This window comes from Bacillus cereus group sp. Sample62 (assembly GCF_036851315.1).
In the GTDB taxonomy this organism is placed as follows: Bacteria; Bacillota; Bacilli; order Bacillales; family Bacillaceae_G; genus Bacillus_A; species Bacillus_A wiedmannii.
In genome coordinates, this window is sequence record NZ_JAFLPK010000001.1 from 2,206,093 (window position 1) to 2,231,320 (window position 25,228).

The window sequence follows — 25,228 nt, forward strand, 5'->3', positions numbered from 1 at the left end:
ACTTCTAACGAAATTCTAACGAGAGTTTTCTTTCTGAATAATTCGTTTGCAAATTGATCCACCGCAGTTTCTTGAAGTCCTGGTACAACATGGAAGTAATTGTCCAATGTGATACCTACTCTGTTAAGTCCTAAACGTTCGCTAATGATCTTCGGATGTATACCTTAGAAACTAGAAACGAATATTAGGAACCTCACTTTTCTTTATAAGCTTTTTCTAGGGTTGTGTCAAACTTCTGAATTGTAAGGTTACTATTATAAGTAGGGTAGATCAAATTGTATTCATGATAGCCATCGCTATAACGTTCTTTTCCTCAGATGTTTATGAAGCGCCTGTAATGTCGGATAAAACAACCAATCTCTTTCCGATACTTAGAGAAGATAAATGGTGGATGATCATTACTCATAAATTTTATGAGTGAATTAAATAACAAGTAGGAAATTCAAAAAAAGATGTAGGGGATTAATATATGAATTTAGAGGAATCGTTATAAGAACTTATTCGTGAAGTTGTGAGAGAAGAGGTTAGGGCGGCGTTAGCTGAGTTCCAGCAATAATCACAACCAAATAAAGTAATGTTGGTGAAAGAAGCGTGACTAACAAGAGAGGAAATTAGGGTGTTGAAATGGGTAAAGAAATAAAAACGCCCACCTTGCATTGTTTGTGAGAAACAAGAAGGTGAGCGTCACTTAAAAGAAACGAATTGGATTTGTGAAAATTGTGCCCAAATTACGCATGAACAAGGTATTGAAATAGATACATATACCCATTTACACCTTATTCCATAAATAACAAAGCTGGTGGGCTTCTGATTCAAGAGCTATTAAATGATCATTATTAATAGAGTTATTCGTATACATTCTGTTCTTTTGGATGTTAAGGACCGTATAATTCACATCGTTATATTCATTTGAAAATGTTGATTCATTTAATAATGTCAGTGTTGAGTTGATGTTATATTTATCAATTCGCTCTTTTTTTCCTTTGAAAAACAGTTTAATAAGATGCGGCTCATCATTAATGAGCAAACCGAGTTCAGGTGATGAGCGGACGATTAAATTATCTGATAACCAATGTGATTTACCTGGATCGAACCAAGAGACATTTTTGTTTTTAATAAATTTTTTGTATTGCTTTATAACATCAATGTAGTTTTGCTTTTTCTTCTGGTCAACAGTTTGTACTAATGTTTCAAAACATTCAAAAGGTAGTTCGTTTTTATGAAATTTAATAACAGTTTCTCGTAATTGTTTCCAGTAATCAAAAACCGGGTGATATTCAGGTTGAGATTTTAGATTCTTTACAAAATTTGTTTTTGCTGCACTACTTTTCAGTGTGAAGTCTAAAAATTGTGTAAGTCCCACTTTAATTTCCGCCATGTTACACCCCCTTTCCAAACATTACTAATTCGATATTGGAAAGGGAAATCCTGCATTTTTAAGGCGGTGAACTAGATGTTAGAAAAACCGATGTTCATACACAATGGCAATTGTAAAGCTGATTCGCAAAAAAGACGAAAATACCAATTCATTTTATATATTCAGCCACGGTGCGTGAGTGCTGTGGCTTTTGTATTTCTTATTGAGCTTGGTATGCATGGAATACTTTCTAAGAGGAGGAAACTGGAATGGATCTACACCGACTAAATGATAATAATACGAAAAAAGCATTGGAAGGGTTTTTAAAAGCAGTGCAGAAAGCCCAGAAAGAAGAGAATGAAAAATTAAAGAAAGCAAATAAAGAAGATGAGTGAAGCGCGCTATCGTTAAAATGACGAATAATGTACTTTTTTATTTTCTTTATAAAGCGCCTGCATATTTATTGATTTACAGATGTGTGTTACGTGAGCATAGTGTTTTTGATAAATAATAAAATGGTTATAAGTCGGAAATAAACGAAAATGCAATTATACGAAAAAAGGTCCTGTTGTTTCCAACAGGACCTTTCCTAAAATGGCAAAGAGTAACTCTTACCTTACTCTTCTCGTATATAATACATGAAAAAGATAGATGTGTATACAACAATAAATTCCAATATAATTATTTGAATATAGTGTTTAAAAATAATAAGGTGGAATTTTAAATAAGGAATTAAATTACAAATGCTGATTTGTCAGGTGATTCAAATGAAGTTCTATCAAATTTTAGTTAATAAAGTGATATTGAGATAATAAGATATGCAATTTTGCATACCAAATTTTTAAAGTGAACAAGGGTATGGAATATTTAAATAATACGGAAGTTGAGGGAGAGTAATACTAAAATTTCATTTGTTTTTTACTGTAATAAATAAATTCATTTGAATAGAAGCGAAAAATAGAGGTTTGCCTTAGTCATTTATGAAAGTCAAGAATATTTATAACCAAAGGGGTAAATACACAGGTCCGATTTTTGTAATGATGGAGGGAATTGATGTGGACATAACTCAAAGCATGGCAAGAATAGTGGTTAATGGGAAGGATATTCCGTTTATTTCAGTTAGAACTTCTGTATGGAATCAAGGACCTGTAAATGATTTAATTGTTTCGACAAACTTGAGAGTCGAGGAGCTTTATCAGTTTATGTGGTCACAAGTGCCAGTAATGCTTGCGATGTATTTTCTTCAAGGGGCGGACTTAATGAGGTTTGCTAGAATTAATGGGATTAATCAAAGGGTAACGGGAGAATATATATATCATTTCACTTGGGGATAAAACGAATGTAAAGTAGCTTAACAGCTGCTTTTTTATTTTGTAAAAGAATTTTAGAAGATTAGAAAATATGATTAGAGAGTGATATCGATAATTTGTGACTGTTTTTCAAGTTCGTAAAGTTAATCGGTTACTTCATTTCATACAAGGGGGGCTATGAATATGAAGTTTTTAAGGAACGCAAAAAAACAGAGAGACATATATTTTTGGCTCTCTGTTTTTTTTATTCACAAATAGTTCCAGTTGCTATACCAGTTGGAGCAACACCTACTGGAACCGTATCTATTACCGTATTTGTAGCAGTATTGATAACAGAAACAGTATTGCTACCTTGGTTTGTAACGTAGGCGAGAGTGCCATCTGGTATGATGGTTACTTGATCCGGGGATAAGGCAACAGGAATTGTATTAATTACAGTATTTGTCGCCACGCTTATTACTGATACATTATTACTAACTTTATTTACAACGTAAATACGTGTGCCATCAGGTGTAATATCTATACCAACCGGTTCAGTACCTACGTTAATTGTATTAATTACGGAATTAGTAGCGGTGTCAATAACAGAAACAGTATTGCTGTTTTGATTTGTGACATACGCACGAGTACCATCTAGTGTAAAGACGATTATTCTAGGACGAATGCCAACAGAAATGGTAGCACTAACTGTATTAGTAGCAGTATTAATAACAGAAATATTGTTGCTTAATTCGTTTGCAACATATGCAAAGGTTCCATTTGGAGAAACAGTGATTCCTTGCGGAGCGTTGCCAACGGGAATGGTAGCAACAACTGTGTTAGTAGCAGCATTTATAACAGAAACCGTATTATTACCGTGATTTCCAACATAAACAGTTGTGTTATTTGGAGTAACAGCTACACCGATTGGATTAGATCCAACAGGGATGGTAGCGACAACTATATTAGTGGCAGTATTAATAACAGAAACGGTATTAGAAAAAATATTAGTAACATAAGCGCGAGTTCCATTTGGTGAGACTGTTACTTCAAGTGGTGCATTATCTACAGTAATTGTAGCAACAACTGTATTTGTTCCGGTGTTGATTACAGATACTGTATCATCTGTGGGATCGTCTATGGCTCCTGCGTTTGTAACATAAACAAGGAAATTACATGCAGGTCCAGTGGGGCCGGTTGGCCCAGTCGGTCCCGTAGGTCCTGTTGGACACTCACAATCACCAGTCGGCCCTGGTGGTCCTTCCGGTCCTTGCATACCTTGCACACCTTGAGGTCCAGTCGGCCCTGGTGGTCCTTCCGGTCCTTGCATACCTTGCACACCTTGAGGTCCAGTCGGCCCTTCGAGTCCTTCCGGCCCTTGAATGCCTTGCACACCTTGAGGTCCAGTAGCTCCTTCTGGTCCTTCCGGCCCTTGAATGCCTTGTACTCCCTGAGGTCCCGTAGGTCCTGGTGGTCCAGGAACTCCCATTCCAGTCCCAGAACCAGTGGGTCCTGGTGGTCCAGGCGGTCCTTGAATGCCTTGCACACCTTGAGGTCCCGTAGGTCCTTCTGGTCCTTCCACGCCTTGAATACCTTCTACGCCTTGAGGTCCAGTAGCTCCTGCAAGTCCTTCCGGTCCTTGAAGCCCTTGCACACCTTGAGGTCCAGTAGCTCCTTCTGGTCCTTCTGGCCCTTGAATACCTTGCACACCTTGAGGACCAGTTGTTCCTTTAGGTCCTGGAAATCCTCTAGGTCCTGTCGCTCCAGTAGGACCGGGTATTCCGATAATATTTAATAGAGAACTATTCAATATTCCTTGCAAAATTAAGTTGAATGTTTGTTGTAACAATGGGTCCGATATATTGGAACAACTAATGAGCGAAGATAAATTTTGGAATAGAAATTGGAATAATGCAGAGATTTGAGTAAGAGATGCAGTAGGCAAAGAATTGATTAATTGAGTGATAGTTCGTATAACTAAATTTTTATTTGGAGTATTTGGTTGTACTGCAATGATTAAATCATTTAACGCTTGTAATGATGATTGGAGTATTTGTATAGTTGTCGGATTTGGCGTGGTAAAGAAAGAAAGGATAGCTTGATTTAATTGGTTAATGAGGGACAATAATTCTTGTTGCTGAGAAAATGAGAAAAAAACAGGTGTACAACAATTACTTTGATCACAAGAGGATATAGAAATAAAACAGGGGAATTGGAATTTTTTGCACGGATCGTTTGAGTTTTGATTATTTTTCATAATTACCTCCTTTTTAAAATTTTATCATCGTTAAGTATGCTTTAAGAGTTTATATTTTCTTCTGCATTTAAAGGATTTGTAAGTATTTGTGTGATGTTCAGGAATATTTTTCTTCTAAGTATATGTTTAGAAAATCGAGACGTTCTTATGGGACGTATAATCAATACTTGGTTATTAACAGGAAGTGTAAGTAAGGCTAGAAAACAAAATGGAAATATATTTTTATTAACTTAAAACATAAAAGAGTAATTTATTAAGTGTTCTAGTGAAGAAATCATCTATTTGCAAAAACTACTTTGTTTTATAGGAAAAGTAATATAAATGGAAAAAATTTAAACACTCAAGTAAATAGCGAACCGAATGAAAAAATAAAGGAAGACAGCTGATAGAAATAGCAGGAAGTTGGATACAAAACGTAGGTTCCGTAATTTCATTAATTGGACAAACACGTGAAGAAAATGAGGAGTTGGAAGGGAGCGATTGATAGACTAGTTTAAAAAATTAAAATGTAACTATTTTCTAAAATGACAATGAGTAATTTTCACCTTGTTTTTTGATGAACCATTTTTATATAAAAATCATATAATATATTGTAGGACAAGCAACCAGTTTATAATCTATTAAATACTCCAAGAGTTTACCTTTTATATATCTTCGCATCTACTGATCTAGATGCTCTTTTTTATTGAACAAAACACCCATTTGGAAAGGAGATTAATAATGGGAATGACATTAGAAGAATTAGAAAAGTGTTATAATAAAGCCTTTATTGAGGGAGCAGAGTACGTAGCTGTTCAGATTGAAATGGATGGATTTCATAGCGATGAAGTAATTATTGACGACAAATATAGTATAGATTCTAAATTAAAGTATTATAAGAAAACATACAATGAAAATTTAGAACATAGATGGATTCCAGGGATTCGTATTGTAGGTTTTGCATATGGCTACTCGTTCTCAGAAATTCTACATGAATTAGGATTGCTAGTGAAGAACTGATTAAACAAATAGCAGTTATTGTACGTGATGCCGTGATTTTAGTGGCGTCTTTTTTTGTTGTGAAGGAAAGATAAAAATAAAAAAGAGAGCTTAAGCCCTCTTTTTAATAAATACCTAACTTTTATGCACAGATTGGAATCCCTAATGCTATTAAAGTCAATGCTACTTGAAGTGAAAGTTCTAATCTCGCAATTTCGATTCCAGCAACTGATACCACTAAAAGAGGTTGTCCATTAACGAACAAAACACAACTTTCCATGCTTACACCTCCTTTCTAGTAATCTACTACAGTATATGAATAAAATTAAAAAACGTTATAGATTAATTTATAAATTTAATATAATTGATAAATTAATCTATTATATAAAGTGAATTTCAATAGTCTAACAGCTGCCTTTTTGTCACCTTATAAAAAGGATATGAATATATTGGTAGTATACAAAAGCATAGGAGTGATAGATATGTTTTTTGCAAAGTTACGTGGTAGAAATGAAGTTCCACCAGTAGAAACAGACGCTCGAGGAGAGGCTTTCTTTAAATTAAGTCGGGATGAACTTATCCTAAAATTCAAGTTGGATCTATTCAATATAGAGGATGTAACAGCTGCCCATCTGCATCTTGGAGCAAAAGGAACGAACGGTCCTGTGATAGCTTTTTTATTTGGACCAATAACAAATCCGGTTTCAATAGAGTGTGCAACGCTTACGGGAATGATTACTCAAGAAGATTTGGTCGGGCCGTTAGCGGGTCAAACATTAGGTACTCTTGTAAATGAAATCATATCTGGAAACATATATATTAATGTTCATACAGTACAACATTCTAATGGTGAAATACGAGGACAATTGAATTATTGTTAATCAATAAAAGTAGTGAAAAATAAAGCATCCGTTTAGGGTGTTTTTATTTTGTGGAGGATGTATAGATAGATAATTTACCTTTAATAATCTTGAAAATTCATTTGTATAGTTCCGAAAGTAATCGAATTGAATTAGAAATAGTGAATTCTTTACCTGTTTAGTTTGTAAAGTAATTATCGAAAACTTGTAAATGAAATGCCCCTCCGAAAATTAAATTAGTATTAGTAGATAAACTTTGTAAATGAAATATGAAAGTGTAAGAGATAATAGAAATTTTTAAACTTAATAAAAGCTAATAGATTAATTCTCCACACCCACTGAAATAAAAAATCATAACATAAATTGTAATTACTTATACGGAAGTGAGATGAAAATAATGTTTTATTCATATTTTACTACCCAAGCAGGTATGCGACCAGCGTATGGTACATCAATAACGTTTAGCGGAGCACAAAGTACAGTTCAAGCTGTTCAACAAGCGTTACAAATGCAACAACAAATGCAAATGCAGCAACAAGGTATCCAGCCGTATTATTCATCTATGGAGTATTTTTACCCAGTGCATCAAATCACACCGTATGGAAGTTCTTTTCTTACTATCCCATATGGAACTGTATTTAATCTATAAATTGAAAGTTTAATTAGTAGGGGGCAGGTATCCCAAACCGATTATTAGTCCTCATCAATTGGACATATACGGACGATCCGGCTCCTACCTACCTTTCTTGCATGTTCCGAAATTTTTTTTGGAGTCTTATTACCCGCAAATGGAGAGGGATATATGTAAGCGTCAAATAGTTCTCAACTACAATTTGTAAATAGCCGATGAGATAATCTCCGTACATATTACAAGTGTTTTTTTGATGAGATGATACCAATTAAAGAAAAAGTGGGAATTATTTTATCATGACAAATGATGGTTAGTGGCTCCGTATGAAAGGATACATAAGTATTTATTTACGCGAACCTGGTCGAGATGTAAAAACGAAGTCCTATCTGTGGTTATTTTGTACAGGCAGATTGTCCTAAGACTATCAAGTTACAAGAGTAGGAGAACATCTGAATCGTTTTTTGACTGTTTTTGAAAGATATTTACAGTTAGAACATCACATATTTGTTTATAATTGTAAATAGTAATTGAAATGTATAAATATTTTTTATTAAAAAAAAGAAATAAAGGAAAAATAATGCAACTTTTTAATTTGCTTATTCGTGTTATATATGAAAGGAGGAGGGGGATGGAGATTGAAGAAATATATAAGGTTTATATAAACGATGTGTACCGGTATTTATTTTCCCTTTCTCGTAGCCATCACGTAGCGGAGGACTTGATGCAGGAGACTTTTTATCGGGCGTATCTTTATTTAGAAGACTATGAAAACCAAAAGGTAAAATCATGGCTATTTAAAGTGGCATATCATACGTTTATTGATTTCGTTAGGAAAGAGAAAAAAGTAACCTTTGTAGGAACGGAGGAATTAGAGACAATACAAGCAGGTGAATCTACAGAAGAGTATGTAGTCGCAAAAAATAGTTATGAAAAGTTAATTCAGAGTATTCATACTTTACCCGTGGTAGAGGCACAATCTATTTTATTATGTGACGTACATCAATTAACGTACGAAGAGGGTGCTTCTGTACTAGATTTAAAATTAAATACGTATAAAAGTCACATATTTCGCGGGAGAAAGAGATTAAAAGAATTGTTAAAGGAGGAAAAGAGTCAAAATGACAAATGATAAACCTCATTCTGAACAAGATGATTATAAAGAATTGTTACAAGAAGCTCTTCATGAAAGACCGGCTTCACTTCCAGATGGAAAACAGGAGCAAGTGTTGAAAATAGGTAAAAAAAGAGCGCGTATTACGAATGTTTTGATTGTATTTACTTTTTTACTACTTATTCAACCTATTTTATATTTATCTACACTCTTATATTATACAGTGGCACCTATAAGCGCAATGGAGATACGGAATGTAGTAAATCAAACGTTAAGTGTAACAGAACCAAATGTATTTTTGAAAGATAGGGACATGGAGCAAACATTGCTACCGCTTAGTTTGCAATTGCATTTTGATTTGTATAAAAGGGTAGGAAAGAAAGATATTCGAATAGGAGAAGAGAAAACAGATTATGTATTAAGTAGAGCAACGAAAGTAAGCCGTGAATATACAACAGATGAGAAAATTCCAGAAATCCCGTATATAGATAACGAAGTATTGTCTCATCCTAATAATTATAATGCGTCCTATAATAGTAGCGAAGAAGCGCAGGTATTAAAGGGTCTTCCGCAAGAATCTGTTGTAGAAGCATTTGTATCTTTTAGAGAATTATTAAGTGTACAAGAGGTAACGGATATGTTTCCTACTATTGATATCGTTTGGTATGCCGTTAATACAGGATTAGAGGAGAAGCAAATGAATGATGAGGGTATGTATGTAGCCCCGATTGGCTTCCCAGCAGATATGATTTCAAGGCCAAGTGGTGCTTTTGAAAGTGATTCACCTCATGAGGAACAATTTATTGATGTTTTAAAGTCATTACAGAAGCATGAAAGTTTAGCAGTGAAGCTATCTAGAGCGAAAGTATTAGAGTTGTCAAAGCGTATTTCTTTCCTTGAAAAAAATGGGGTAAAAACATACGGGGCAGTTGTAACTGGGCCTAAAGTAGAAGTTGAAAAATTGATGAGCCACGAAAAAGTTAGAAAATTGAAAGTAGGTGAAGCGAGGTTATGGAATTGGCATTCTTAAAAAAAAGAAAGAATCATATTTATAAACAGGAAACATGGATGGGGACTATTTCATTAATTATTGCCTTTCTAGCGTTATTGTATTTGAACATTATATTGCTTATTCAAGAAACATTTATAGGTAAAGGTTTTCTGCAAATAGTTGGTATTGGAGTGGTGTGCTCAGTCGTAGGGATGATCACAAAAAGCAAAAGTCGAAAATATGCATTGTGGGCATGTAGTTTATTTGTTTTTATGCTGCTATTTTCTGTATTTGGGTTTATGTTAGGTTGGATGATAAGCTTTGGGCCATAAAAAAAGAGCGAATGTAGATTCGCTCTTTTTTGTATTGAAAGTAAAATAGCTAAGAGAAGAATCCATTAAATTTGAATGGATTGCACTATACATCTAGGTTGTGTTTTTATTAATATATTTTCCTCTCAAGTGTATATAAATAGGCGATAAGTATAGTGCTAAAACAATAGCTCGTCCAAACAGTGCGAATCCTCCTTACATAATATGTAGTAATACGCATGAAAGGGGAACTAGTATGTCTTGCTATTACTACTGTAAGTATTGTAAAGAATATAAAAAGAAACAGCATGATTGTTGTAAGAGCACGAGTAAGTGTAATGCCAACGAGGAGAAGCTTGTTAGGGCATCTGCATTTAGAGCTAGAAATACGGTGAATCAAACGGTTCCTGCCAATACTTTTGTAAAGGTATTGTTCCAAAATGAACAATTTGATTTAGCAAATGAGTATAATCCAGTAACGTCTATTTTTATTCCGAAGACTAGAGGAGTTTACTCTATTATTGGAACGATTGGTTTCTTTCCAAACGATCCTAGCTTAAATTATAGAGCTCGTGTAGAAATTCGTGTAAATGGAAACGCAGCAATAGCTATAGATAATGACTTTTTCGGTCCAATAGGTTTTGGAAATGTAGTAAGTGTTTCGACGATTATTCAATTGAATGAAGGAGATCAAGTTGAGGTTTATGCACAAAGTAGCATAGACGGAGTTTTAAGTCCTTCGGAAGACGGCTCACATTTTGAAGCTGCAAGATTCCCTTCTCCAATTAAATAAAGTCGAGTAAACAAAAGAGAAAGAATAATCCTCACCAAAATGGTGGGGATATTTTATTCTATTGAAAATAGTAACAGTTTGTCCAAGCTATTCTAATCTATATTGCATAGTATGTAATAATAAATTTAAAGGGGGACTTACTACGTCTTATTATTACTGCAAGTATTGTAAAGATTACAAAGAGAAAAGTCATGATTGCTTCAGAAAAAATAGTCTATGTGATAGAAAGTATGTAAAAGTGAATTGTTGTGATGATAAAAAAGAAAAGCTTGTAAGAGCTTCTGCATTTAGAGCTGTTAATACAATGAATCAACCTGTTCCTGAAAATACTTCAGTTAAAGTATTATTTCAAAATGAACAGTTTGATCTAGCAAATGAATATAACCCAGCAACATCTATTTTTAGTCCGAAGACAAAAGGTGTATATAGTGTATTAGGAAATATAACATTCTCTCCAAATGATTTTAATGTAAATTACAGAGCTAGAGTTGAAATTCGTGTGAATGGAAATCCAGCAATAGCAATAGATAATGATTTCTTTGGGACCGGGGTGTTTTTTAATAATGATGTTTCAGTAACGTCTATTCTACAATTAGAAGCAGGAGATTCAGTTGAAATTTTTGCTGAGAGTAGTGTTGCCGGAGTAATTGTTCAAAATGTTAATGGTTTGAATACGGTTCATTTTGAAGCTGCAAGATTTCCTTCTCCAATTAAATAACGAATAGAATAAAATACTTTTCAGTAGGTTTAGTTAATCCCCTGCATCAAATGGTGGGGGATTAATATTGTTTTTCTAAAATATATAAGTAAATAGGCTAAATGTAGTTTGTTTCAGGAGAATTTCACATGCTAGGATGTATGTAAGGTTGAAAGCGCTAGCTTATTATGAGGATTAGATATTCTACAGGTAATAAAAAGAGTACAACGAAACAAGTAACATGGTTGTGAAAGTTTTTAGGCATTACATTTGCTAGTCGTCTTATGGAATAGAAAAGACATCTAAATTTACTAATACATAAAAGGTCGTATAATTACGGGCTTTTTCTTTACTATATAGAAATTACATATTTAACATAGGTTTGTGTAGGTATTGCTATTGTATGGAAAGGAAAAACATTAAGGTAATTACACTATATAAAAATAAAATAAATCCTAAGATGAGTAGTATGGGATTCAACTTGAACATATTTGACCTCCTTGGGTATATAAAGAATTTTAATACATATTTGGTCAATTTAGAAGGGGAATATATTAGATGAATACACTAATTTAACAGAGGTCAGTTAAAACGAAAAAGAGCATGACATGGCTATCAAGCTTTTTTCTCAATGGCGAAGAATAAGTCTTTATATTGTCTTGTTATCTGTTAAAAACCATAGCGGACTTTATAGGGGAGTGTCAAACTCTATTAAACTAATTTATGATCTGAGTTCACGCCCATTCATAGTTCTGAGTAGTTATTTTTTTATCAATTAATCCTCTTTGTCCAAAGCTGATAACTTCTAAGTTTTCTCTTCCTATATAGTAATTCGTACATTGGGTGTTTTCTATTGGAGTATGCCAAGAAATTAAAAGTGCTTCTACATCTGATAATTTTTGCTCAGAATATTTGCCTCCATTAGGAAATTCTAAAATCTCTAGTCTCACATGGATGTCTCTTGTTCCATGAATCCAATCTTTGTAATGCTCATTTAATCGTTTCGGAAAACTTCTTTTTGTTTTTCCGATATATAGTAATTTTTCCGTCCCACGATACACTCTATAAATTGCATATATACCTTTTGAAAAAGCTTCTTCATAATGATTGATTTCAGATAAATTATAAAGTTTAGATCACCTAATATGTACAGCAGTCATATATATCAATCTTTTATCAATATATTAAAATGTAATGGTTATAGTGAGTGTATAATAAATAAAGGAGTATTGTTGATTACACATTGATTAAATTGTTTATAAGTAGCAGGTGGGTTTACCACTCATGAAATATAAAAGTAAACAGGTTTATGTGTACAGAATGAGAGATAAATAAAAAAAGAGCATACATAAACAGTAAGCTCTAAAGAAAGATAGGTTTTATGAGTGGATAATCTCCATACGATAATATATGCTCGGTTAATAAAAACGTGTGAAAAATCAATAGATTATCAAAGGAATATCACGAAATGAGTAATTTTAGTCTTTTACCCAATTCGTTTAGCTAACCGAATTGTAGATTGAATGGATTAGCAATTTGATAAAGATCGCACTTCAGTTTCGTATTTCTTATAGTTTGGATATTGCGTAATAGCTTGGCACTTAGGTGTGGAAAGTTGATTAATTATAGAAACATTTGTAATTACCTCGTTACAAGGACCGAAAAATATAACTTTTAGTTTTGAATTTGGTGGAACTTTGAACACGATAGGCTTTTTTTCCATGAAATCAGCTCCTCATATACAGTATCGTATACTGCGCTTTTTCGTTCAGATTATAAAGGCGTATTAATATAATATGAAATTTTAGTTGAGTTGATAATAATATAGAATTTTATGGCGTGGTAAGAATGTGAAAAATGTTTTATAAAATGTTTAATCGATATAATAGGTAAAAGTAAAAATAAGTAATTTATCTAATACACTTTTTTCCTTGATACATATTATAATAGTAAGAATTGTATTAGGAGGTAATGAAAGAGTGCAAGAAAATGTACAAGCTCAGCTTTCACCACCGTGGATCACATATTTCAATGAGTTGAAAAATTCAATTGGTGCTGATCCAACTATTTCAGTTGGTCCGCTAATTCCAGTTGGCGGGAATTATATTATTTTAGTGCACGCGCTAAGTAATGAAAAAGCGATAGCGTTAGCAACGCTTCTAAAATCTTTTGTAGAATTTGGGAATGTAAGTGTAACAGTTATTGTAACTAATAATGAAAATGACATTGTAAATCCACTTCCATGTCCACTAGATGCATTTGAAATTGCTCATTTATTTCAAGTGGCGTTAGAAAATAATCCTTATTTTGAACAAGTTGTTGTACAGCCGCAGCTTCCTGGTGGATCAAATGTTGTCTTTCCGGTTTTTGCTGCGCAAGTGATTCAATTTTTCAATGATGATATTTCAAATTTATGTCAAACATTTACTGGTGTTGCTGCAAATGTATTTCATGATGTAATGAACGATGACGTTTGTGATATCCCAATTCTATTCTCCACAAGCTGTGTTCCGAGCGGTGAGAGTGCACAATTACAAAATACAGATTTAACACCAAAACTGTTTTACTAGATTGTAAGTAGACATTTTCTTTAATAGAAAATGTCTTTTTGTATGCAGTAACGTTACATTGTCTAAGTAATTGCGGATGGTGACTGAAATTTCTACTGATAAATATATATCGTATAAAGATAGTATGTTTGATGTGAAAATATATAAGAAATGAAAGATAAATCATTTTCGTTAATATAGAGTTACCGTAAGAAATACAGAAAGTTAGCTGTCATATATATGTTTATTAGCCTAAAGAAGTAGTAATATTGAAAACGTTTCTAATAATAGCGCTAATGAAAGGTTAATTAACTGATATTATTTACTAATGGATGATAGTGCACATTTCGAATTTGTGAATGAACGCTATGAAATATAAATAAAATTAGTGGAAGTCTAATTAAAAGAGTATATGTTTTGAAAAATAATATAGATTCTCCTTATTTATATTATAGAAAGCTAGTATTAGGCATAAAGGGCTTTCAATAAGACAAGCTTTGAATATGATAATAAAAAGGAGATGAGTGGTATTGGGGTATATTATCGATATTTCAAAATGGAATGGAACTATTTATTGGGATATTGCAGCATCTCAGCTAGATTTAGTTATTGCTAGAGTTCAAGATGGCTCGAATACGGTAGATTTTATGTATCAAAATTATGTGAATGAAATGAAGAAGCGCAGTATTCCATTTGGTAATTATGCATTTTGTCGCTTTATATCTATTGCTGATGCAAGGAAAGAGGCACAAGATTTTTGGAGTCGTGGCGATAAATCTGCTAAGTTTTGGGTGGTGGACGTAGAAATTCAAACGATGATGGATATGCAAGGGGGGACACAAGCGTTTATAGATGAATTACGCCGTTTAGGTGCGAAAAAAGTAGGGCTATACGTAGGGCATCACACGTATGTATCATTTGGAGCACGTAATATTGAAGTTGATTTTGTATGGATTCCTCGTTATGGAGGAAATAAGCCAGCATATCCATGTGATATTTGGCAATATACTGATGCGGGAAATGTTCCTGGTATTGGGAAATGTGATTTAAATCAATTAATAGGAAATAAATCGCTTTCTTGGTTTATAGGTTTGGATCAAGTAAATCAACCTATTCAATTTAACAAAGAGAATACACAGCAATCAAATGGTATTGGTATTGCAGTTTCAAAATATCCTGATGGATATGGCATAAACGTATATGAAAATCCTGCGAATCCTCAGTTTATATGTAGAATCACTCAAAAAAATCCATATTTAGTCTTACATGGTTATTGGGAAGACGCAGATAAAGATATGATTTGCTTAGGCAATGATAAACAGTGGGTATATGTAAAACATTTTGATGTGAAATGGTTTTATGCAGTTTCAAAATATCCTGTTGGGTATGGAATAAATTATTATGCAGAGCCTGAATGTACAAATTATAAAGGAAATATTGATGGATCAAAATCTTTTCGTGTGTGGGGCAGAGCCAAAAATGCGGTAGATATCGGGCAAAATAATTGGATACTGGAAGAACATGTAACTATTAAGAATCTATAGGAATACGTAAAGGGTCATTTTACTGATACATAGTAAGATGACCTTTAATATTTGAACAAAAAAGAACAAGATACAGAGTTTATTCAAATGAAATGAATTACATGTGGAAAACACATTGTTAACACAAGTACATTGTATAGTTATTCTTATATAATAATAAAAGTGAGGTATTTTGAATTGAAAAAGAAAAAGCTATTTTTAGGAACAATTATTTCATGCGTAGTACTGGCATTATCGGCATGTGGTTCCTCAGACAATGTAGTAACATCAAAAGTAGGAAATGTTACAGAGAAAGAGTTAAGTAAAGAATTAAGACAAAAATATGGGGAAAGTACTTTATACCAAATGGTGTTAAGTAAGGCGTTGCTAGAAAAATATAAAGTTTCAGATGAGGAAGCAAAAAAACAAGTAGAAGAAGCAAAAGATAAAATGGGTGACAACTTCAAATCGACTTTAGAGCAAGTTGGATTGAAAAATGAAGATGAATTAAAAGAAAAAATGAAGCCAGAAATCGCATTTGAGAAAGCGATTAAAGCGACTGTCACAGAAAAAGATGTAAAAGATAACTATAAACCAGAAATGAAGGTAAGTCACATTTTAGTGAAAGATGAAAAGACTGCTAAAGAAGTGAAAGAGAAAGTAAATAATGGAGAAGATTTTGCAGCTTTAGCGAAGCAATATTCAGAGGATACTGGTTCAAAAGAACAAGGCGGAGAAATAACTGGTTTTGCTCCAGGGCAAACGGTGAAAGAATTTGAGGAAGCTGCATATAAATTAGATGCAGGACAAGTAAGTGATCCGGTAAAAACAACTTACGGGTACCATATTATTAAAGTGACAGATAAAAAAGAATTGAAGCCATTTGATGAAGTAAAAGATCAAATTCGTAAAGATTTAGAACAGCAAAGACTACAAGATACAACAGGTAAATGGAAACAGCAAGTAGTTAATGATTTATTGAAAGATGCTGATATTAAAGTGAAGGATAAAGAATTTAAAAATACATTTGAATTTCTAGAAAAGAAATAATGATTGTAATTAGAAAAAGGAACCTATATAGGTTCCTTTTTCTAGTTAGTGTGTGTGTTATAAATAGATAGTAAGACAATATAATATTACATTTAAATATTAAGAATTACAATGGGAATTTATGTAATTATTTTGAATTGGAATGATCAATGCTTCATAGAATGTTGATATAATAATGTTTCGTTTGCTTAATTTCATTAAATATAAAGTGAATTTATTAAATTCCTCCCACTATTTGCAGGTAATCTGATTGGTGTAGGCAAATTATTAGTCGAGAATGGACAAAATCTTAATCGATTTAAATTTTACTTTATTGAAGTGGATAAACATAATTTGCAGAATGAAACATACAATATTATTGGGAAAATATTGATGCTAAATGAAATGGAAAGCAGAACATTCTACTAGAAAAGAATGTTCTTTTTAGTATGAAATTTTCAGGGTAAAGAAATTATTTAATAGATAAATATATTACGTAGGAGGAGAAAATATGAAAGTAATTTTTCAAAGAGAAGGTGGAGGGAAGGTTTTTGAATCGTATGATGAAGATATAAGCAACTTATTAGCTATTTTAAAAGAAACGAAAGGGATAAAGATTGGGATGGTTGAGTATGAAGTATTAAAATACGAATTAGAGTATTTTCGTAACCCCAAAAAAGCAGTAACAGAGAGGGAGTTACATATAATAGTACAACCAAAATATATGTAATAATAAGGGACAATTATTTATAAATAGTTTTATACATTATGTACGAAAAGAGAGTGTTTAAATTGCTCTCTTTTCATAGAAATTCATAAGGAATGAATTGTGGTTCGTTATAAATTCCTTAAATTTTGTGAGTTCGTTCTTTATAATATATGCTTTCATTTATAGTTGGTTAATAAACTTGAAAAATTAAAACTTTTTAGTTTAGGCAGGGATTTTATATTCGAGTAGATAAATGTTCATATAAAGTATTTTTTATACGAATATTGGAGGAGTAAAAATGAGTTTAGCAAGTTATATAGGGTGCAATGTAGAAATTCCGTTAACGGATCCAGATTCTAATGATGTAATTGTTTTTGGATCGTGCTTTTCAGATGAAAGTATGCTTGAAATTGTACAAGAGTTTCAATTTCAAACAAGTTACACGTATGAAGTTTCAACGAGCTGGGGCATTGAACTTGTTGAGTGGCAAAGTGAAAAGGAGAAGAAAGAAGCTAAAAAAAAGCTATTAGCTTTATGCTCGATTATGGAAGGTTATTTAAATGAGGGGGACTATTTTGAATTATTTAGTTGTTGGGTTGGTGATGAAGATCAGGAACGAGTGGGAGAATTAAAATTAAAAATAAATCATTTTAATATAGATGAGATTTGTATCCCGGAAAGAACGCTTGTCAGGATAGAAAAGTAAATATAGAAATATACGTTATTAGAAAAAAGCGACTTCACTTTGTATGAAGTCGCTTTTTTCTGTTGATATGTGGACGGCCTATTATATAAGAAGTGAAAAGCTCACTTGATGAAGAAAAAATAAATGATGGATAAAAATATAATTTAAATCATTCCAAAAGAACGTAGGTTCGTGTATAATTAGAACGAATGTTCTTGTATGTGCAGATAGTATACGAATAAGAAATAAAATGAAACTTTAATAAGCAGGGTGTTCATCGTCCGTTATTTATTAGCTTTCACCAATTAAGCGTTTACGGGCAGTTGATTTTCGTCTTGCCTCCTCGCATATAGCGGATTTTGAGGTAGGAGCTTCATTACCTGTTAATGCGGGGTAAATATGAGCCTAGCAATTATGAAAGAATAATGGAGTAACATTATGTGTGAAATTGAATGGATAAATGATCAAGGAGATAAAGAAATGAATGATGTAAAGGTGCAGAAAATAGAAAGAGTATGGGTTCCATTTACAGTAATGTCGGAACAGTTGTTAAGTATGCGAAAGGTTGTTGTAGAAAAGTTTAAAGTACAAAAACCGCTCTTGACAAACGAAGCAAAAGAGAGAATTTCTGATAAATTATTAACGTCATTATTGTCTGAGAAAGAAATATTGGTTACATATTTTGAAGATGGATACATCCTTACAAGTTATATGACAGTTGTGCATATAAACCCGCTAAAGCACAGTGTAATATGTACTGACGCATTTTATAAAACTTACGTATTTAATACTTCTGATATTATTGAAATAACGTAAAGGAAGCTGAAATTTAAATTTTAGCTTCCTTTACGTTATGTTAGATGAGGGATATAAATAATGAAACGAAAAAGCAGCTAGCTTCATACTAGCTGCTGAGCCCCAGGGAAAGGGAGAAAAAGATAGGGTACTCCAAAAATCAATAATAGCTGTGTAACAGCCTGATTATAGTATAGACAAATTTAAAATTCCTAAACAGAACGATGAAAAAATAGGATTAGGCTGTACCCACTTGGTTTTGATCTGCAAGGTCAGAATCAAACGTATTAGTCGCGCTCACGCCATTAAAAGTATTAACAACAAAACCAACGTTTGAAGCGCCAGATCCATTATAAGCCTTCGTATTTTCTTTCGGAGAAACGTTGTAGAAATCACCTAAGTTAAATGAACCGTTACTATTTTGTACAACTAAATTCCCTACAACTGAGGGCATAGTTTTCACCCGCTTTACAATCATTTGTTAATACTACTATATGGTCTTATAGTCCAAATGGTTCATGTAACAAAAATTGTGGAATAGTAAAAGGTTTGAAGTGTAGTTTAATCCCGCAATAAAAGTATGCTAAAATTAATGTAAGGTTGAGTAATTAATAATAACAATTGTATAATTAATATATGCGAAATCAAAGGAGGCAAAATGTAATGAATAATGTTATAAAAAAAGTAGATTTAACAGATGCAAAATCAAGTAATCTTGTTGCACTTATTTATAGCAATGAAGTTATTTTGGTTGAAGAAGCATTTTGTCCAAATGAAATAAAATTAAAGTTTAATGAAATTGCAATTTTATCGGCTATTAAAACAGCACATATAATGAAAGTAACCATCAGAAAAGAATTGGAAGCAATTTTTCATGACACTGGTGTTTTATTTGTGAAGCATAGTGTTGATTATGGTAACAGTCAATCTATCACTATGCATTTTGAACAATTCAAAAAGTTGCAAAATGAGATTGAGAATTTAAATAAAAGTATGTAATAAGAATAGATGAAGATTCATTCATAGAGGTGAACTGTTCTATGTTGAAAAAATGGTTTGAAATTTTTGGGGATGAATCCCGTTGTAAACATAAATATAGTTTTATTAAGATGCAGGATAATGAAGATTTTAAAAATGGTAAGTTAGGTGTAGCTTATATGTATCGATGTGAGAAGTGCGGGAAAGAGAAGCTGAAATATAAAAGCAATAACGAAATAAATAATGATTTTTTTGATATATAAGAAAGAGTAACTGTTATGGTTACTCTTTTTACTTACATAAAAACTCCTACTAAAGTATGAAATGAGTTGATACTTTAGTAAATGGCTGAATGAAAAAAGAGAGTGTAACATTTTATTAAGGAGGAGAGGTACATGCAGCGAAACGAAACTGGAAAAATTGTAATGATTACAGGAGTGACGCAAGGATTAGGTCGTGCAATGGTTGATCGATTTCATGAATTGGGATGGAATATATATGGCTGTGGACGTTCAAAAGATAAAATTGAAGAATTGAAAAAATATTACGGTAATATACATGATTTTCAAATAATTGATGTTTCAGACTCCCAGCAAGTAAGTAATTGGGCGAATCATATACTTCATAGATATAGAGCACCTGATTTGTTAATAAATAATGCATCGATTGTTAATAAAAATGCGCCACTGTGGAAAGTAACAGCTCAAGAATTCGAAAATGTAATGAATGTAAACGTAAATGGTGTAGTAAATGTAATTAGGGCATTTGTCCCAGCGATGGTAGCTAGGAAAGAAGGAATGATTATTAATATGAGTTCTAGTTGGGGCCGAGAGGGAGAAGCTGAGCTGGCGCCATATTGTGCCTCAAAGTTTGCGATTGAAGGTATCACGAAATCTATGGCACTTGAATTGCCCTATGGCATGGCTGTTGTCGCTTTAGATCCAGGCGGCAGCATTAGCACTCCAATGCTGTATTCATGTGCACCACAGTATGTAAATGAATCACCCACACCTGAAATGTGGTCACGTAATGCGATTAAATATATATTAAATATAACAATAGATAAAAATGGAGCTTCATTGACATGCCCAGAATGTATATAAATATATTTTGAATTGTATCAGTATCTTTTAATTAGCATATTTTCAGTGATACACACTTTGTCTAAAAAAGTACCTTAAAGGTGCTTTTTTGTATTTTTAACATATTATTGAATGCACAAAATTACATATAGAAAATAAATATAAGAAAGAGGATGCCATTTATGTATTTCGAAAGCGGTAGAAAATTTCTAAATAGGTGATAAGAATGAATCCAAGCGGTTTAAAAGTGACGGGAGCATGGTTTCAAGTAGGAGGAAATCTTACGGCGGCAATTGGGACGACAAGAGGATTTATTGGAGAAGAGAAAGTTGAATCGAAGATTGTAATTGTAGGAAGCTCATTACAAGCCCTCGGTTATATATTACAAATAATAGCGAGTAATGATACCGGAGATGAAGCTGAAAGAGAAAAACAAAATATGTGTTTGGAGAATAAAAGTGAAATGCTTGATAAAATGGGCATTGAATTATTAGCATTAGGGAATATATCAAATGTAATAGGAACATATTTTAATATAAATAAACAATTGAAAGAGAATGATTATCTTATAATTGTCGGGAACAGTTTACAATCGATTGGTGCTTTTTTAGGAGTAGAAGCAGCTTTGCTTCAGATGAAAGCAATACAGAGAATTATAATACTAGGTAATTCTTTGCAAAGTTTAGGTGCGGGACTTCAAGCGTATCAAGGTATTATTAATGTATCAAAGAATGAAATAGAAAATGAAGGCAGTATGGTTGATAAGAAGAATGAGAAGATAATAGCACTCATTGGTATTTGGATACAAGCAATAGGAACTATTATTTCTGCAATTGGATTAACTATAATAGAGGAAGAAGAAAAATTAGAAAAAATAAATATATGAAAATACACATTTGATAAAGGTAGGGAAATTTCAATTTTACATATGTGGTAAGATTGAAGTAGTAGGTTTTTAGGCATATGAATAGAATATATAAGAGTAGAAAAGTTTTTCATGCTTAATTGGAATGTATGAAATATAAAAATAATTGGTTTTGTGAGCGTTTGAAAAGAAGAGAGATAAAAATACAAAATGAGGAGTTTTCAAGAGATGATGTATTTATTGGCAATTCTTCTGCCACCTGTAGCCGTATTATTTTGCGGCAAACCATTTCAAGCGATAATTAACTTCCTATTAACATTAATATTTTGGGTTCCAGGAGTTATACATGCGATATTAGTTGTACATGATAAAAAAGCAGATCGGCGTTTAAAAAAACAAATTCGAGCATATGATGAAATGAATAAGAGGGATAGAAGGTAGCTAAGTCTTGAAATGATTGTAAAAAGAAAGGGGGACTACCTCCTTTCTTTTTTTCATTCTGTTTAAGTTTAAATTTTAGTATAGCGGTAAGAATTTTTAATATAAGTATTGTGATAATTAGTTTTAGACTGTGCGCTTAATAAACCGGTGTAAATGTTTTCAGGCACGTTAAAGAAATCATACGTTCCATTCTTTAATTGAATGCGTAAAATCATAGAAAAAGGATTATAGCCAACAGCAACAATATTTTTGGAACTCACGGGAGATAACTTCATCATTATGCAACTCCTCACTTTTCATTTTTAATAATTTCTTGTAGATGTTGAGGTTGTAGTGTTGAAATCCTTATAATTAAAGCGGTATTATACTTATATACAATATAATAAATGTTCGTTATACGTAATGATAAGGAAGTTCACACGAAGTACATATCATTGTGCTATTTTTATTTCACCTTTGATTTATAAATAAGAAAATATTGACCATTTGAAAAAAAGGTATATTATTTATACGAGGTATGAAAAATTCACTTTTTACATTCTATGCTTCAAGGGGCAGCATTATTAGGAAAATAGAAGTGAAAATAGTTTGTATAAGAAGAATTTTAAAATTTATAATCTGTGAATTAGGAAAATATTGAATGCTCCAGGTCAATATACTTTCTTAATTAAATTCATTTTAGAAAGTGACCTCAATATTTTTAAGTAAATCAACGGGAGAATTGAAAGGCAGGAGAAAGTAACATGTCAGAAAATTATCGTTCTCGAGAGGAGCGACGACAAGTTAAAAAGAAAAAACAGCCAGCGTCTAAAACACAAAAACCAAAAGGTAAAACATCATTCTTTCGTAAGTTTTTGATTACTTGTTTATTACTTGGTATTGTTGGTTTAGTGGCGGGGGTTGCTACCTTCTTCGTAATGATTAAGGATGCACCAAAACTTGAGAAAGCAAAACTTGTTAATCCGTTATCCTCAAAAATTTATGATAAAAATGGCGATTTGGTATATGAATACGGGAAAGAAAAACGGACGAATGTTACGTATGATCAAATTCCTAAGTTAGTAGAAAATGCATTTTTAGCAACTGAAGATGCACGTTTTTATGAGCATAGTGGAGTAGACTTTAAAGGTACTGCCCGTGCTGTTTTGGTGAGTCTTAAAGGAGATTACGGTTCACAAGGTGGAAGTACGATAACACAGCAGGTTATTAAAAACTACTTCTTATCGATGGAAAAAACATCAAAACGTAAGGTTCAAGAAATATATTTAGCGTATAAGCTAGAACAACAATATTCAAAACATGAAATTTTAGAAATGTATTTAAATAAAATTAATTTAGGAAATCGTTCATATGGAATCGCAACAGCAGCACAAAACTACTATGGTAAAGAATTGAAAGATTTAACATTACCAGAAGTTGCGATGCTTGCAGGGTTACCGAAAGCACCAAATAACTATGATCCATCGAAACCAGAAAATGTTCAAAGAGCAACAGAAAGAAGAGATGTTGTACTAAAATTAATGAATCGACATGGTTATATTACAAAAGCAGAAATGGAAGAAGCATCGAAAGTTTCAGTAACGGATGGTCTTAAACCTGCAACTGAACTTCAAGCAATGCCATATCCTGCATTTATGGATGCAGTTGTGAAAGAAGTAGAAAAAGAATTGCCCGATGCTAATATTGGCTCAGATGGTTTAGAAATTCATACAACTTTGGATCCAAAAGCACAGAAATTAGCTGATAATATTTTAAATACAAATATTATTAATTATCCAAATGATAAATTCCAAGGTGCTTTCACATTTATGGATACGAAAACAGGTGAGGTTCGTGCTATAGGTAGTGGACGCGGTGAAAATAAAGCAGTATTTAAAGGGCATAATATGGCAATTGAATTAGATCGTGCAGCTGGTTCGACGATGAAGCCAATCTTTGATTACGGTCCTGCAATTGAATACTTAAAATGGGCTACGTATCATCAAATTGATGATTCTCCATTTAAATATTCAACTGGACAAGAACTTCGAAATGCGGACAGAAGTCATTTAGGCCCAATTACTATGCGTGAAGCGTTAAAAATGTCACGTAACGTTCCAGCAGTTAAAACTGCAAAAGAAGTAGGACTTAATAAATCAAAGGAATTCTCTGAGAAATTAGGTATTACATTTAATAAACCGCTGGCAGAATCTACAGCTATTGGTACAAACGAAGTATCACCAACTGAAATGGCGGGTGCTTATGCGACATTTGGAAATGGTGGAAAGTATGCAAAACCGCATTTTGTTAAGAAAATAGTTTATCCAGACGGCAAGTCACAAAGTTTTGAGCAAAAACCAAAACAAGTTATAGCTGACTCTACAGCATATATGATTACTGATATGCTTCGTTCAGTAGTGACATCAGGTACTGGTACAGCGGCAAATATAAGTTCTTTAGATGTAGCTGGAAAAACAGGTACAACAAACTATGCTTCAAAACAATTAGCTCAATATAAAATTCCAGAAAGTGCAACTCGTGATAGTTGGTTTGCAGGTTATACGCCGCAATATACGATGGCAGTATGGACTGGGTATATGAAAGATGGTAAAGACGAGTATATTAGTAGTAAAAATACGAAAATTGCACAGTTGATCTTTAAAGAAATGATGAGCGAGATGGCTACAGATAAATCAAGATTTAAAATGCCAAGTAGTGTAATTCAAGAAGGTAGTGAGCTACGTATAAAAGGGGAAAAACGTGATTCTTCTCCAAATACGAGCGTACCGGATACAACGGAACAACCAAAACAAGATCAACAGCAAAAAACTGAAGAAGAGAAAAAGCAAGAAGAATTAAAGAAACAAGAAGAATTAAAGAAACAAGAAGAAGAAAAGAAACAAGAGGATCTTAAGAAGCAAGAAGAACAAAAGAAACTAGAAGAGCAAAAGAAACAAGAAGAGCAAAAGAAACAAGAAGAAGAAAAGAAACAAAATGAACAAAATAATGGAAATGGCCAAGGGACGACACCTCCAGCAAATAACGGAGGAGGCCAAGGAAATACAACACCTCCAGCGAATAATGGAGGAGGCCAAGGAAATACGACACCTCCAGCGAATAACGGAGGAGGCCAAGGAAATACGACACCTCCAGCGAATAATGGAGGAGGCCAAGGAAATACAACACCTCCAGCAAATAATGGAGGTGGTCAAGGAAATACAACACCTCCAGCGACCACACAACCAGATACTGGCGGGAATACAGGAGAAGCCCCTGTCAATAATGGACAATAAGAAGATTTTATAAAAAATATAAAAA

The 25,228-nt window shown here is 32.9% G+C and carries 29 protein-coding genes and 2 pseudogenes; 23 read left to right on the plus strand and 8 right to left on the minus strand.

What is annotated here, in order from left to right; translation table 11 throughout:
- Positions 1-29: 29 nt before the first annotated feature.
- Together J0835_RS11180 and J0835_RS11190 are read right to left on the minus strand one after the other, a co-directional pair.
- Positions 30-310: pseudogene (locus J0835_RS11180) on the minus strand (site-specific integrase); the annotation flags it as partial.
- Between the two features lie 459 nt (positions 311-769).
- The gene (locus J0835_RS11190; RefSeq protein WP_087980329.1) at positions 770-1,378 is read right to left on the minus strand and encodes a hypothetical protein; all 609 of its coding nucleotides are present in this window, start codon (positions 1,376-1,378) and stop codon (positions 770-772) included.
- A 248-nt stretch (positions 1,379-1,626) separates the two neighbouring features.
- Here J0835_RS11190 and J0835_RS11195 point away from each other — a divergent pair, with 248 nt between their 5' ends.
- Together J0835_RS11195 and J0835_RS11200 are read left to right on the plus strand one after the other, a co-directional pair.
- The gene (locus tag J0835_RS11195; protein WP_254913034.1) at positions 1,627-1,752 is read left to right on the plus strand and encodes a hypothetical protein; all 126 of its coding nucleotides are present in this window, start codon (positions 1,627-1,629) and stop codon (positions 1,750-1,752) included.
- Between the two features lie 585 nt (positions 1,753-2,337).
- Entirely contained in the window at positions 2,338-2,691 is a 354-nt protein-coding gene (locus J0835_RS11200) for a hypothetical protein (RefSeq protein WP_087980331.1), read from the plus strand.
- 220 nt (positions 2,692-2,911) lie between these two features.
- On the opposite strand, the gene J0835_RS11205 is transcribed toward J0835_RS11200, so the two are convergent.
- A complete protein-coding gene (locus J0835_RS11205) occupies positions 2,912-4,903 on the minus strand; it encodes a collagen-like repeat preface domain-containing protein (protein ID WP_087980332.1) in 1,992 nt (663 codons plus the stop codon).
- Positions 4,904-5,235: 332 nt separating this feature from the next.
- Between J0835_RS11205 and J0835_RS29195 the strand changes: the two are divergent.
- A pseudogene (locus tag J0835_RS29195) lies at positions 5,236-5,387 on the plus strand (DUF6944 family repetitive protein); the annotation flags it as partial.
- A 236-nt stretch (positions 5,388-5,623) separates the two neighbouring features.
- Positions 5,624-5,902 (plus strand): hypothetical protein, encoded by a 279-nt coding sequence (locus J0835_RS11210; protein ID WP_087980333.1) that lies wholly within the window; start codon positions 5,624-5,626, stop codon positions 5,900-5,902.
- A 121-nt stretch (positions 5,903-6,023) separates the two neighbouring features.
- Here the strand turns inward: J0835_RS11210 and J0835_RS11215 are convergent, their stop codons facing one another.
- Entirely contained in the window at positions 6,024-6,161 is a 138-nt protein-coding gene (locus J0835_RS11215; protein WP_000443219.1) for a DUF3956 family protein, read from the minus strand.
- Between the two features lie 202 nt (positions 6,162-6,363).
- Here J0835_RS11215 and J0835_RS11220 point away from each other — a divergent pair, with 202 nt between their 5' ends.
- The 7 genes from J0835_RS11220 (at position 6,364) to J0835_RS11250 (ending at position 11,296) form a co-directional block, all read left to right on the plus strand.
- Complete coding sequence (locus J0835_RS11220; RefSeq protein WP_087980334.1) at positions 6,364-6,762, plus strand: CHRD domain-containing protein; 399 nt, start codon at positions 6,364-6,366, stop codon at positions 6,760-6,762.
- Between the two features lie 376 nt (positions 6,763-7,138).
- Entirely contained in the window at positions 7,139-7,390 is a 252-nt protein-coding gene (locus tag J0835_RS11225) for a DUF3947 family protein (RefSeq protein WP_000500107.1), read from the plus strand.
- Between the two features lie 610 nt (positions 7,391-8,000).
- Positions 8,001-8,501, plus strand: coding sequence for a sigma-70 family RNA polymerase sigma factor (locus tag J0835_RS11230; protein ID WP_087980335.1), 501 nt, complete (start codon positions 8,001-8,003; stop codon positions 8,499-8,501).
- Complete coding sequence (locus tag J0835_RS11235; protein WP_087980336.1) at positions 8,491-9,513, plus strand: anti-sigma factor; 1,023 nt, start codon at positions 8,491-8,493, stop codon at positions 9,511-9,513. Before J0835_RS11230 ends, J0835_RS11235 begins: the two co-directional genes overlap by 11 nt.
- On the plus strand, positions 9,495-9,806 hold the full coding sequence (locus J0835_RS11240) for a hypothetical protein (protein WP_060488664.1): 312 nt from the start codon (positions 9,495-9,497) through the stop codon (positions 9,804-9,806). Before J0835_RS11235 ends, J0835_RS11240 begins: the two co-directional genes overlap by 19 nt.
- Before the next feature lie 235 nt (positions 9,807-10,041).
- Positions 10,042-10,578 carry a C1q-like domain-containing protein gene (locus J0835_RS11245; RefSeq protein WP_087980338.1) on the plus strand — a complete coding sequence of 179 codons (537 nt, stop codon included), beginning with the start codon at positions 10,042-10,044 and terminating at the stop codon, positions 10,576-10,578.
- 106 nt (positions 10,579-10,684) lie between these two features.
- The gene (locus J0835_RS11250) at positions 10,685-11,296 is read left to right on the plus strand and encodes a hypothetical protein (RefSeq protein WP_087980815.1); all 612 of its coding nucleotides are present in this window, start codon (positions 10,685-10,687) and stop codon (positions 11,294-11,296) included.
- 713 nt (positions 11,297-12,009) lie between these two features.
- Here J0835_RS11250 and J0835_RS11255 read toward each other — a convergent pair.
- Positions 12,010-12,387, minus strand: a complete 378-nt coding sequence (locus J0835_RS11255; protein ID WP_333728185.1) for a GIY-YIG nuclease family protein — start codon at positions 12,385-12,387, stop codon at positions 12,010-12,012.
- A 416-nt stretch (positions 12,388-12,803) separates the two neighbouring features.
- Positions 12,804-12,998 (minus strand): hypothetical protein, encoded by a 195-nt coding sequence (locus tag J0835_RS11260; RefSeq protein ID WP_087980339.1) that lies wholly within the window; start codon positions 12,996-12,998, stop codon positions 12,804-12,806.
- Between the two features lie 256 nt (positions 12,999-13,254).
- On the opposite strand from J0835_RS11260, the gene J0835_RS11265 reads away from it, so the two are divergent.
- The 6 genes from J0835_RS11265 to J0835_RS11290 all read left to right on the plus strand — a co-directional run bounded on the left by J0835_RS11265 (position 13,255) and on the right by J0835_RS11290 (position 18,586).
- Positions 13,255-13,845, plus strand: coding sequence for a hypothetical protein (locus J0835_RS11265; RefSeq protein ID WP_087980340.1), 591 nt, complete (start codon positions 13,255-13,257; stop codon positions 13,843-13,845).
- A gap of 509 nt (positions 13,846-14,354) precedes the next feature.
- On the plus strand, positions 14,355-15,368 hold the full coding sequence (locus tag J0835_RS11270; protein WP_087980341.1) for a glycoside hydrolase family 25 protein: 1,014 nt from the start codon (positions 14,355-14,357) through the stop codon (positions 15,366-15,368).
- 177 nt (positions 15,369-15,545) lie between these two features.
- Positions 15,546-16,397 (plus strand): peptidylprolyl isomerase PrsA, encoded by an 852-nt coding sequence (locus J0835_RS11275; protein WP_087980342.1) that lies wholly within the window; start codon positions 15,546-15,548, stop codon positions 16,395-16,397.
- A gap of 490 nt (positions 16,398-16,887) precedes the next feature.
- Positions 16,888-17,106, plus strand: coding sequence for a hypothetical protein (locus J0835_RS11280; protein WP_087980343.1), 219 nt, complete (start codon positions 16,888-16,890; stop codon positions 17,104-17,106).
- Positions 17,107-17,383: 277 nt separating this feature from the next.
- Positions 17,384-17,791 carry a hypothetical protein gene (locus J0835_RS11285; protein ID WP_087980344.1) on the plus strand — a complete coding sequence of 136 codons (408 nt, stop codon included), beginning with the start codon at positions 17,384-17,386 and terminating at the stop codon, positions 17,789-17,791.
- Positions 17,792-18,250: 459 nt separating this feature from the next.
- Positions 18,251-18,586, plus strand: a complete 336-nt coding sequence (locus tag J0835_RS11290; RefSeq protein ID WP_087980816.1) for a YolD-like family protein — start codon at positions 18,251-18,253, stop codon at positions 18,584-18,586.
- 217 nt (positions 18,587-18,803) lie between these two features.
- Here the strand turns inward: J0835_RS11290 and gerPF are convergent, their stop codons facing one another.
- Entirely contained in the window at positions 18,804-19,019 is a 216-nt protein-coding gene (gene gerPF / locus J0835_RS11295; protein WP_001141565.1) for a spore germination protein GerPF, read from the minus strand.
- A gap of 209 nt (positions 19,020-19,228) precedes the next feature.
- Here gerPF and J0835_RS11300 point away from each other — a divergent pair, with 209 nt between their 5' ends.
- The 5 genes from J0835_RS11300 (at position 19,229) to J0835_RS11320 (ending at position 21,931) form a co-directional block, all read left to right on the plus strand.
- The gene (locus J0835_RS11300; RefSeq protein ID WP_087980345.1) at positions 19,229-19,564 is read left to right on the plus strand and encodes a hypothetical protein; all 336 of its coding nucleotides are present in this window, start codon (positions 19,229-19,231) and stop codon (positions 19,562-19,564) included.
- 41 nt (positions 19,565-19,605) lie between these two features.
- Complete coding sequence (locus tag J0835_RS11305) at positions 19,606-19,806, plus strand: hypothetical protein (RefSeq protein WP_087980346.1); 201 nt, start codon at positions 19,606-19,608, stop codon at positions 19,804-19,806.
- Between the two features lie 132 nt (positions 19,807-19,938).
- Positions 19,939-20,646: an SDR family oxidoreductase gene (locus J0835_RS11310; RefSeq protein WP_087980347.1), complete on the plus strand. Its 708-nt coding sequence runs from the start codon at positions 19,939-19,941 to the stop codon at positions 20,644-20,646.
- A gap of 205 nt (positions 20,647-20,851) precedes the next feature.
- Positions 20,852-21,511 (plus strand): DUF6944 family repetitive protein, encoded by a 660-nt coding sequence (locus J0835_RS11315; protein WP_087980348.1) that lies wholly within the window; start codon positions 20,852-20,854, stop codon positions 21,509-21,511.
- A gap of 207 nt (positions 21,512-21,718) precedes the next feature.
- Entirely contained in the window at positions 21,719-21,931 is a 213-nt protein-coding gene (locus tag J0835_RS11320; protein WP_046955724.1) for a YqaE/Pmp3 family membrane protein, read from the plus strand.
- A 68-nt stretch (positions 21,932-21,999) separates the two neighbouring features.
- On the opposite strand, the gene J0835_RS11325 is transcribed toward J0835_RS11320, so the two are convergent.
- Entirely contained in the window at positions 22,000-22,209 is a 210-nt protein-coding gene (locus J0835_RS11325) for a KTSC domain-containing protein (protein ID WP_046955725.1), read from the minus strand.
- A 465-nt stretch (positions 22,210-22,674) separates the two neighbouring features.
- Between J0835_RS11325 and J0835_RS11330 the strand changes: the two genes are divergently transcribed.
- A complete protein-coding gene (locus tag J0835_RS11330) occupies positions 22,675-25,203 on the plus strand; it encodes a PBP1A family penicillin-binding protein (RefSeq protein WP_087980349.1) in 2,529 nt (842 codons plus the stop codon).
- Positions 25,204-25,228 lie beyond the last annotated feature (25 nt).

Coding starts and splice junctions, on each gene's coding strand:
- J0835_RS11280 (WP_087980343.1), top strand. CDS start 16,888: ATGAAAGTAATTTTTCAAAGAGAAGGTGGAGGGAAGGTTTTTGAATCG.
- J0835_RS11330 (WP_087980349.1), top strand. CDS start 22,675: ATGTCAGAAAATTATCGTTCTCGAGAGGAGCGACGACAAGTTAAAAAG.
- J0835_RS11240 (WP_060488664.1), top strand. CDS start 9,495: ATGGAATTGGCATTCTTAAAAAAAAGAAAGAATCATATTTATAAACAG.
- J0835_RS11210 (WP_087980333.1), top strand. CDS start 5,624: ATGGGAATGACATTAGAAGAATTAGAAAAGTGTTATAATAAAGCCTTT.
- J0835_RS11300 (WP_087980345.1), top strand. CDS start 19,229: ATGAATAATGTTATAAAAAAAGTAGATTTAACAGATGCAAAATCAAGT.
- J0835_RS11235 (WP_087980336.1), top strand. CDS start 8,491: ATGACAAATGATAAACCTCATTCTGAACAAGATGATTATAAAGAATTG.
- J0835_RS11320 (WP_046955724.1), top strand. CDS start 21,719: ATGATGTATTTATTGGCAATTCTTCTGCCACCTGTAGCCGTATTATTT.
- J0835_RS11215 (WP_000443219.1), bottom strand. CDS start 6,161: ATGGAAAGTTGTGTTTTGTTCGTTAATGGACAACCTCTTTTAGTGGTA.
- J0835_RS11245 (WP_087980338.1), top strand. CDS start 10,042: ATGTCTTGCTATTACTACTGTAAGTATTGTAAAGAATATAAAAAGAAA.
- J0835_RS11190 (WP_087980329.1), bottom strand. CDS start 1,378: ATGGCGGAAATTAAAGTGGGACTTACACAATTTTTAGACTTCACACTG.
- J0835_RS11205 (WP_087980332.1), bottom strand. CDS start 4,903: ATGAAAAATAATCAAAACTCAAACGATCCGTGCAAAAAATTCCAATTC.
- J0835_RS11225 (WP_000500107.1), top strand. CDS start 7,139: ATGTTTTATTCATATTTTACTACCCAAGCAGGTATGCGACCAGCGTAT.
- J0835_RS11220 (WP_087980334.1), top strand. CDS start 6,364: ATGTTTTTTGCAAAGTTACGTGGTAGAAATGAAGTTCCACCAGTAGAA.
- J0835_RS11325 (WP_046955725.1), bottom strand. CDS start 22,209: ATGATGAAGTTATCTCCCGTGAGTTCCAAAAATATTGTTGCTGTTGGC.
- J0835_RS11310 (WP_087980347.1), top strand. CDS start 19,939: ATGCAGCGAAACGAAACTGGAAAAATTGTAATGATTACAGGAGTGACG.
- J0835_RS11285 (WP_087980344.1), top strand. CDS start 17,384: ATGAGTTTAGCAAGTTATATAGGGTGCAATGTAGAAATTCCGTTAACG.
- gerPF (WP_001141565.1), bottom strand. CDS start 19,019: ATGCCCTCAGTTGTAGGGAATTTAGTTGTACAAAATAGTAACGGTTCA.
- J0835_RS11230 (WP_087980335.1), top strand. CDS start 8,001: ATGGAGATTGAAGAAATATATAAGGTTTATATAAACGATGTGTACCGG.
- J0835_RS11290 (WP_087980816.1), top strand. CDS start 18,251: ATGAATGATGTAAAGGTGCAGAAAATAGAAAGAGTATGGGTTCCATTT.
- J0835_RS11200 (WP_087980331.1), top strand. CDS start 2,338: ATGAAAGTCAAGAATATTTATAACCAAAGGGGTAAATACACAGGTCCG.
- J0835_RS11305 (WP_087980346.1), top strand. CDS start 19,606: ATGTTGAAAAAATGGTTTGAAATTTTTGGGGATGAATCCCGTTGTAAA.
- J0835_RS11315 (WP_087980348.1), top strand. CDS start 20,852: ATGAATCCAAGCGGTTTAAAAGTGACGGGAGCATGGTTTCAAGTAGGA.
- J0835_RS11195 (WP_254913034.1), top strand. CDS start 1,627: ATGGATCTACACCGACTAAATGATAATAATACGAAAAAAGCATTGGAA.
- J0835_RS11260 (WP_087980339.1), bottom strand. CDS start 12,998: ATGGAAAAAAAGCCTATCGTGTTCAAAGTTCCACCAAATTCAAAACTA.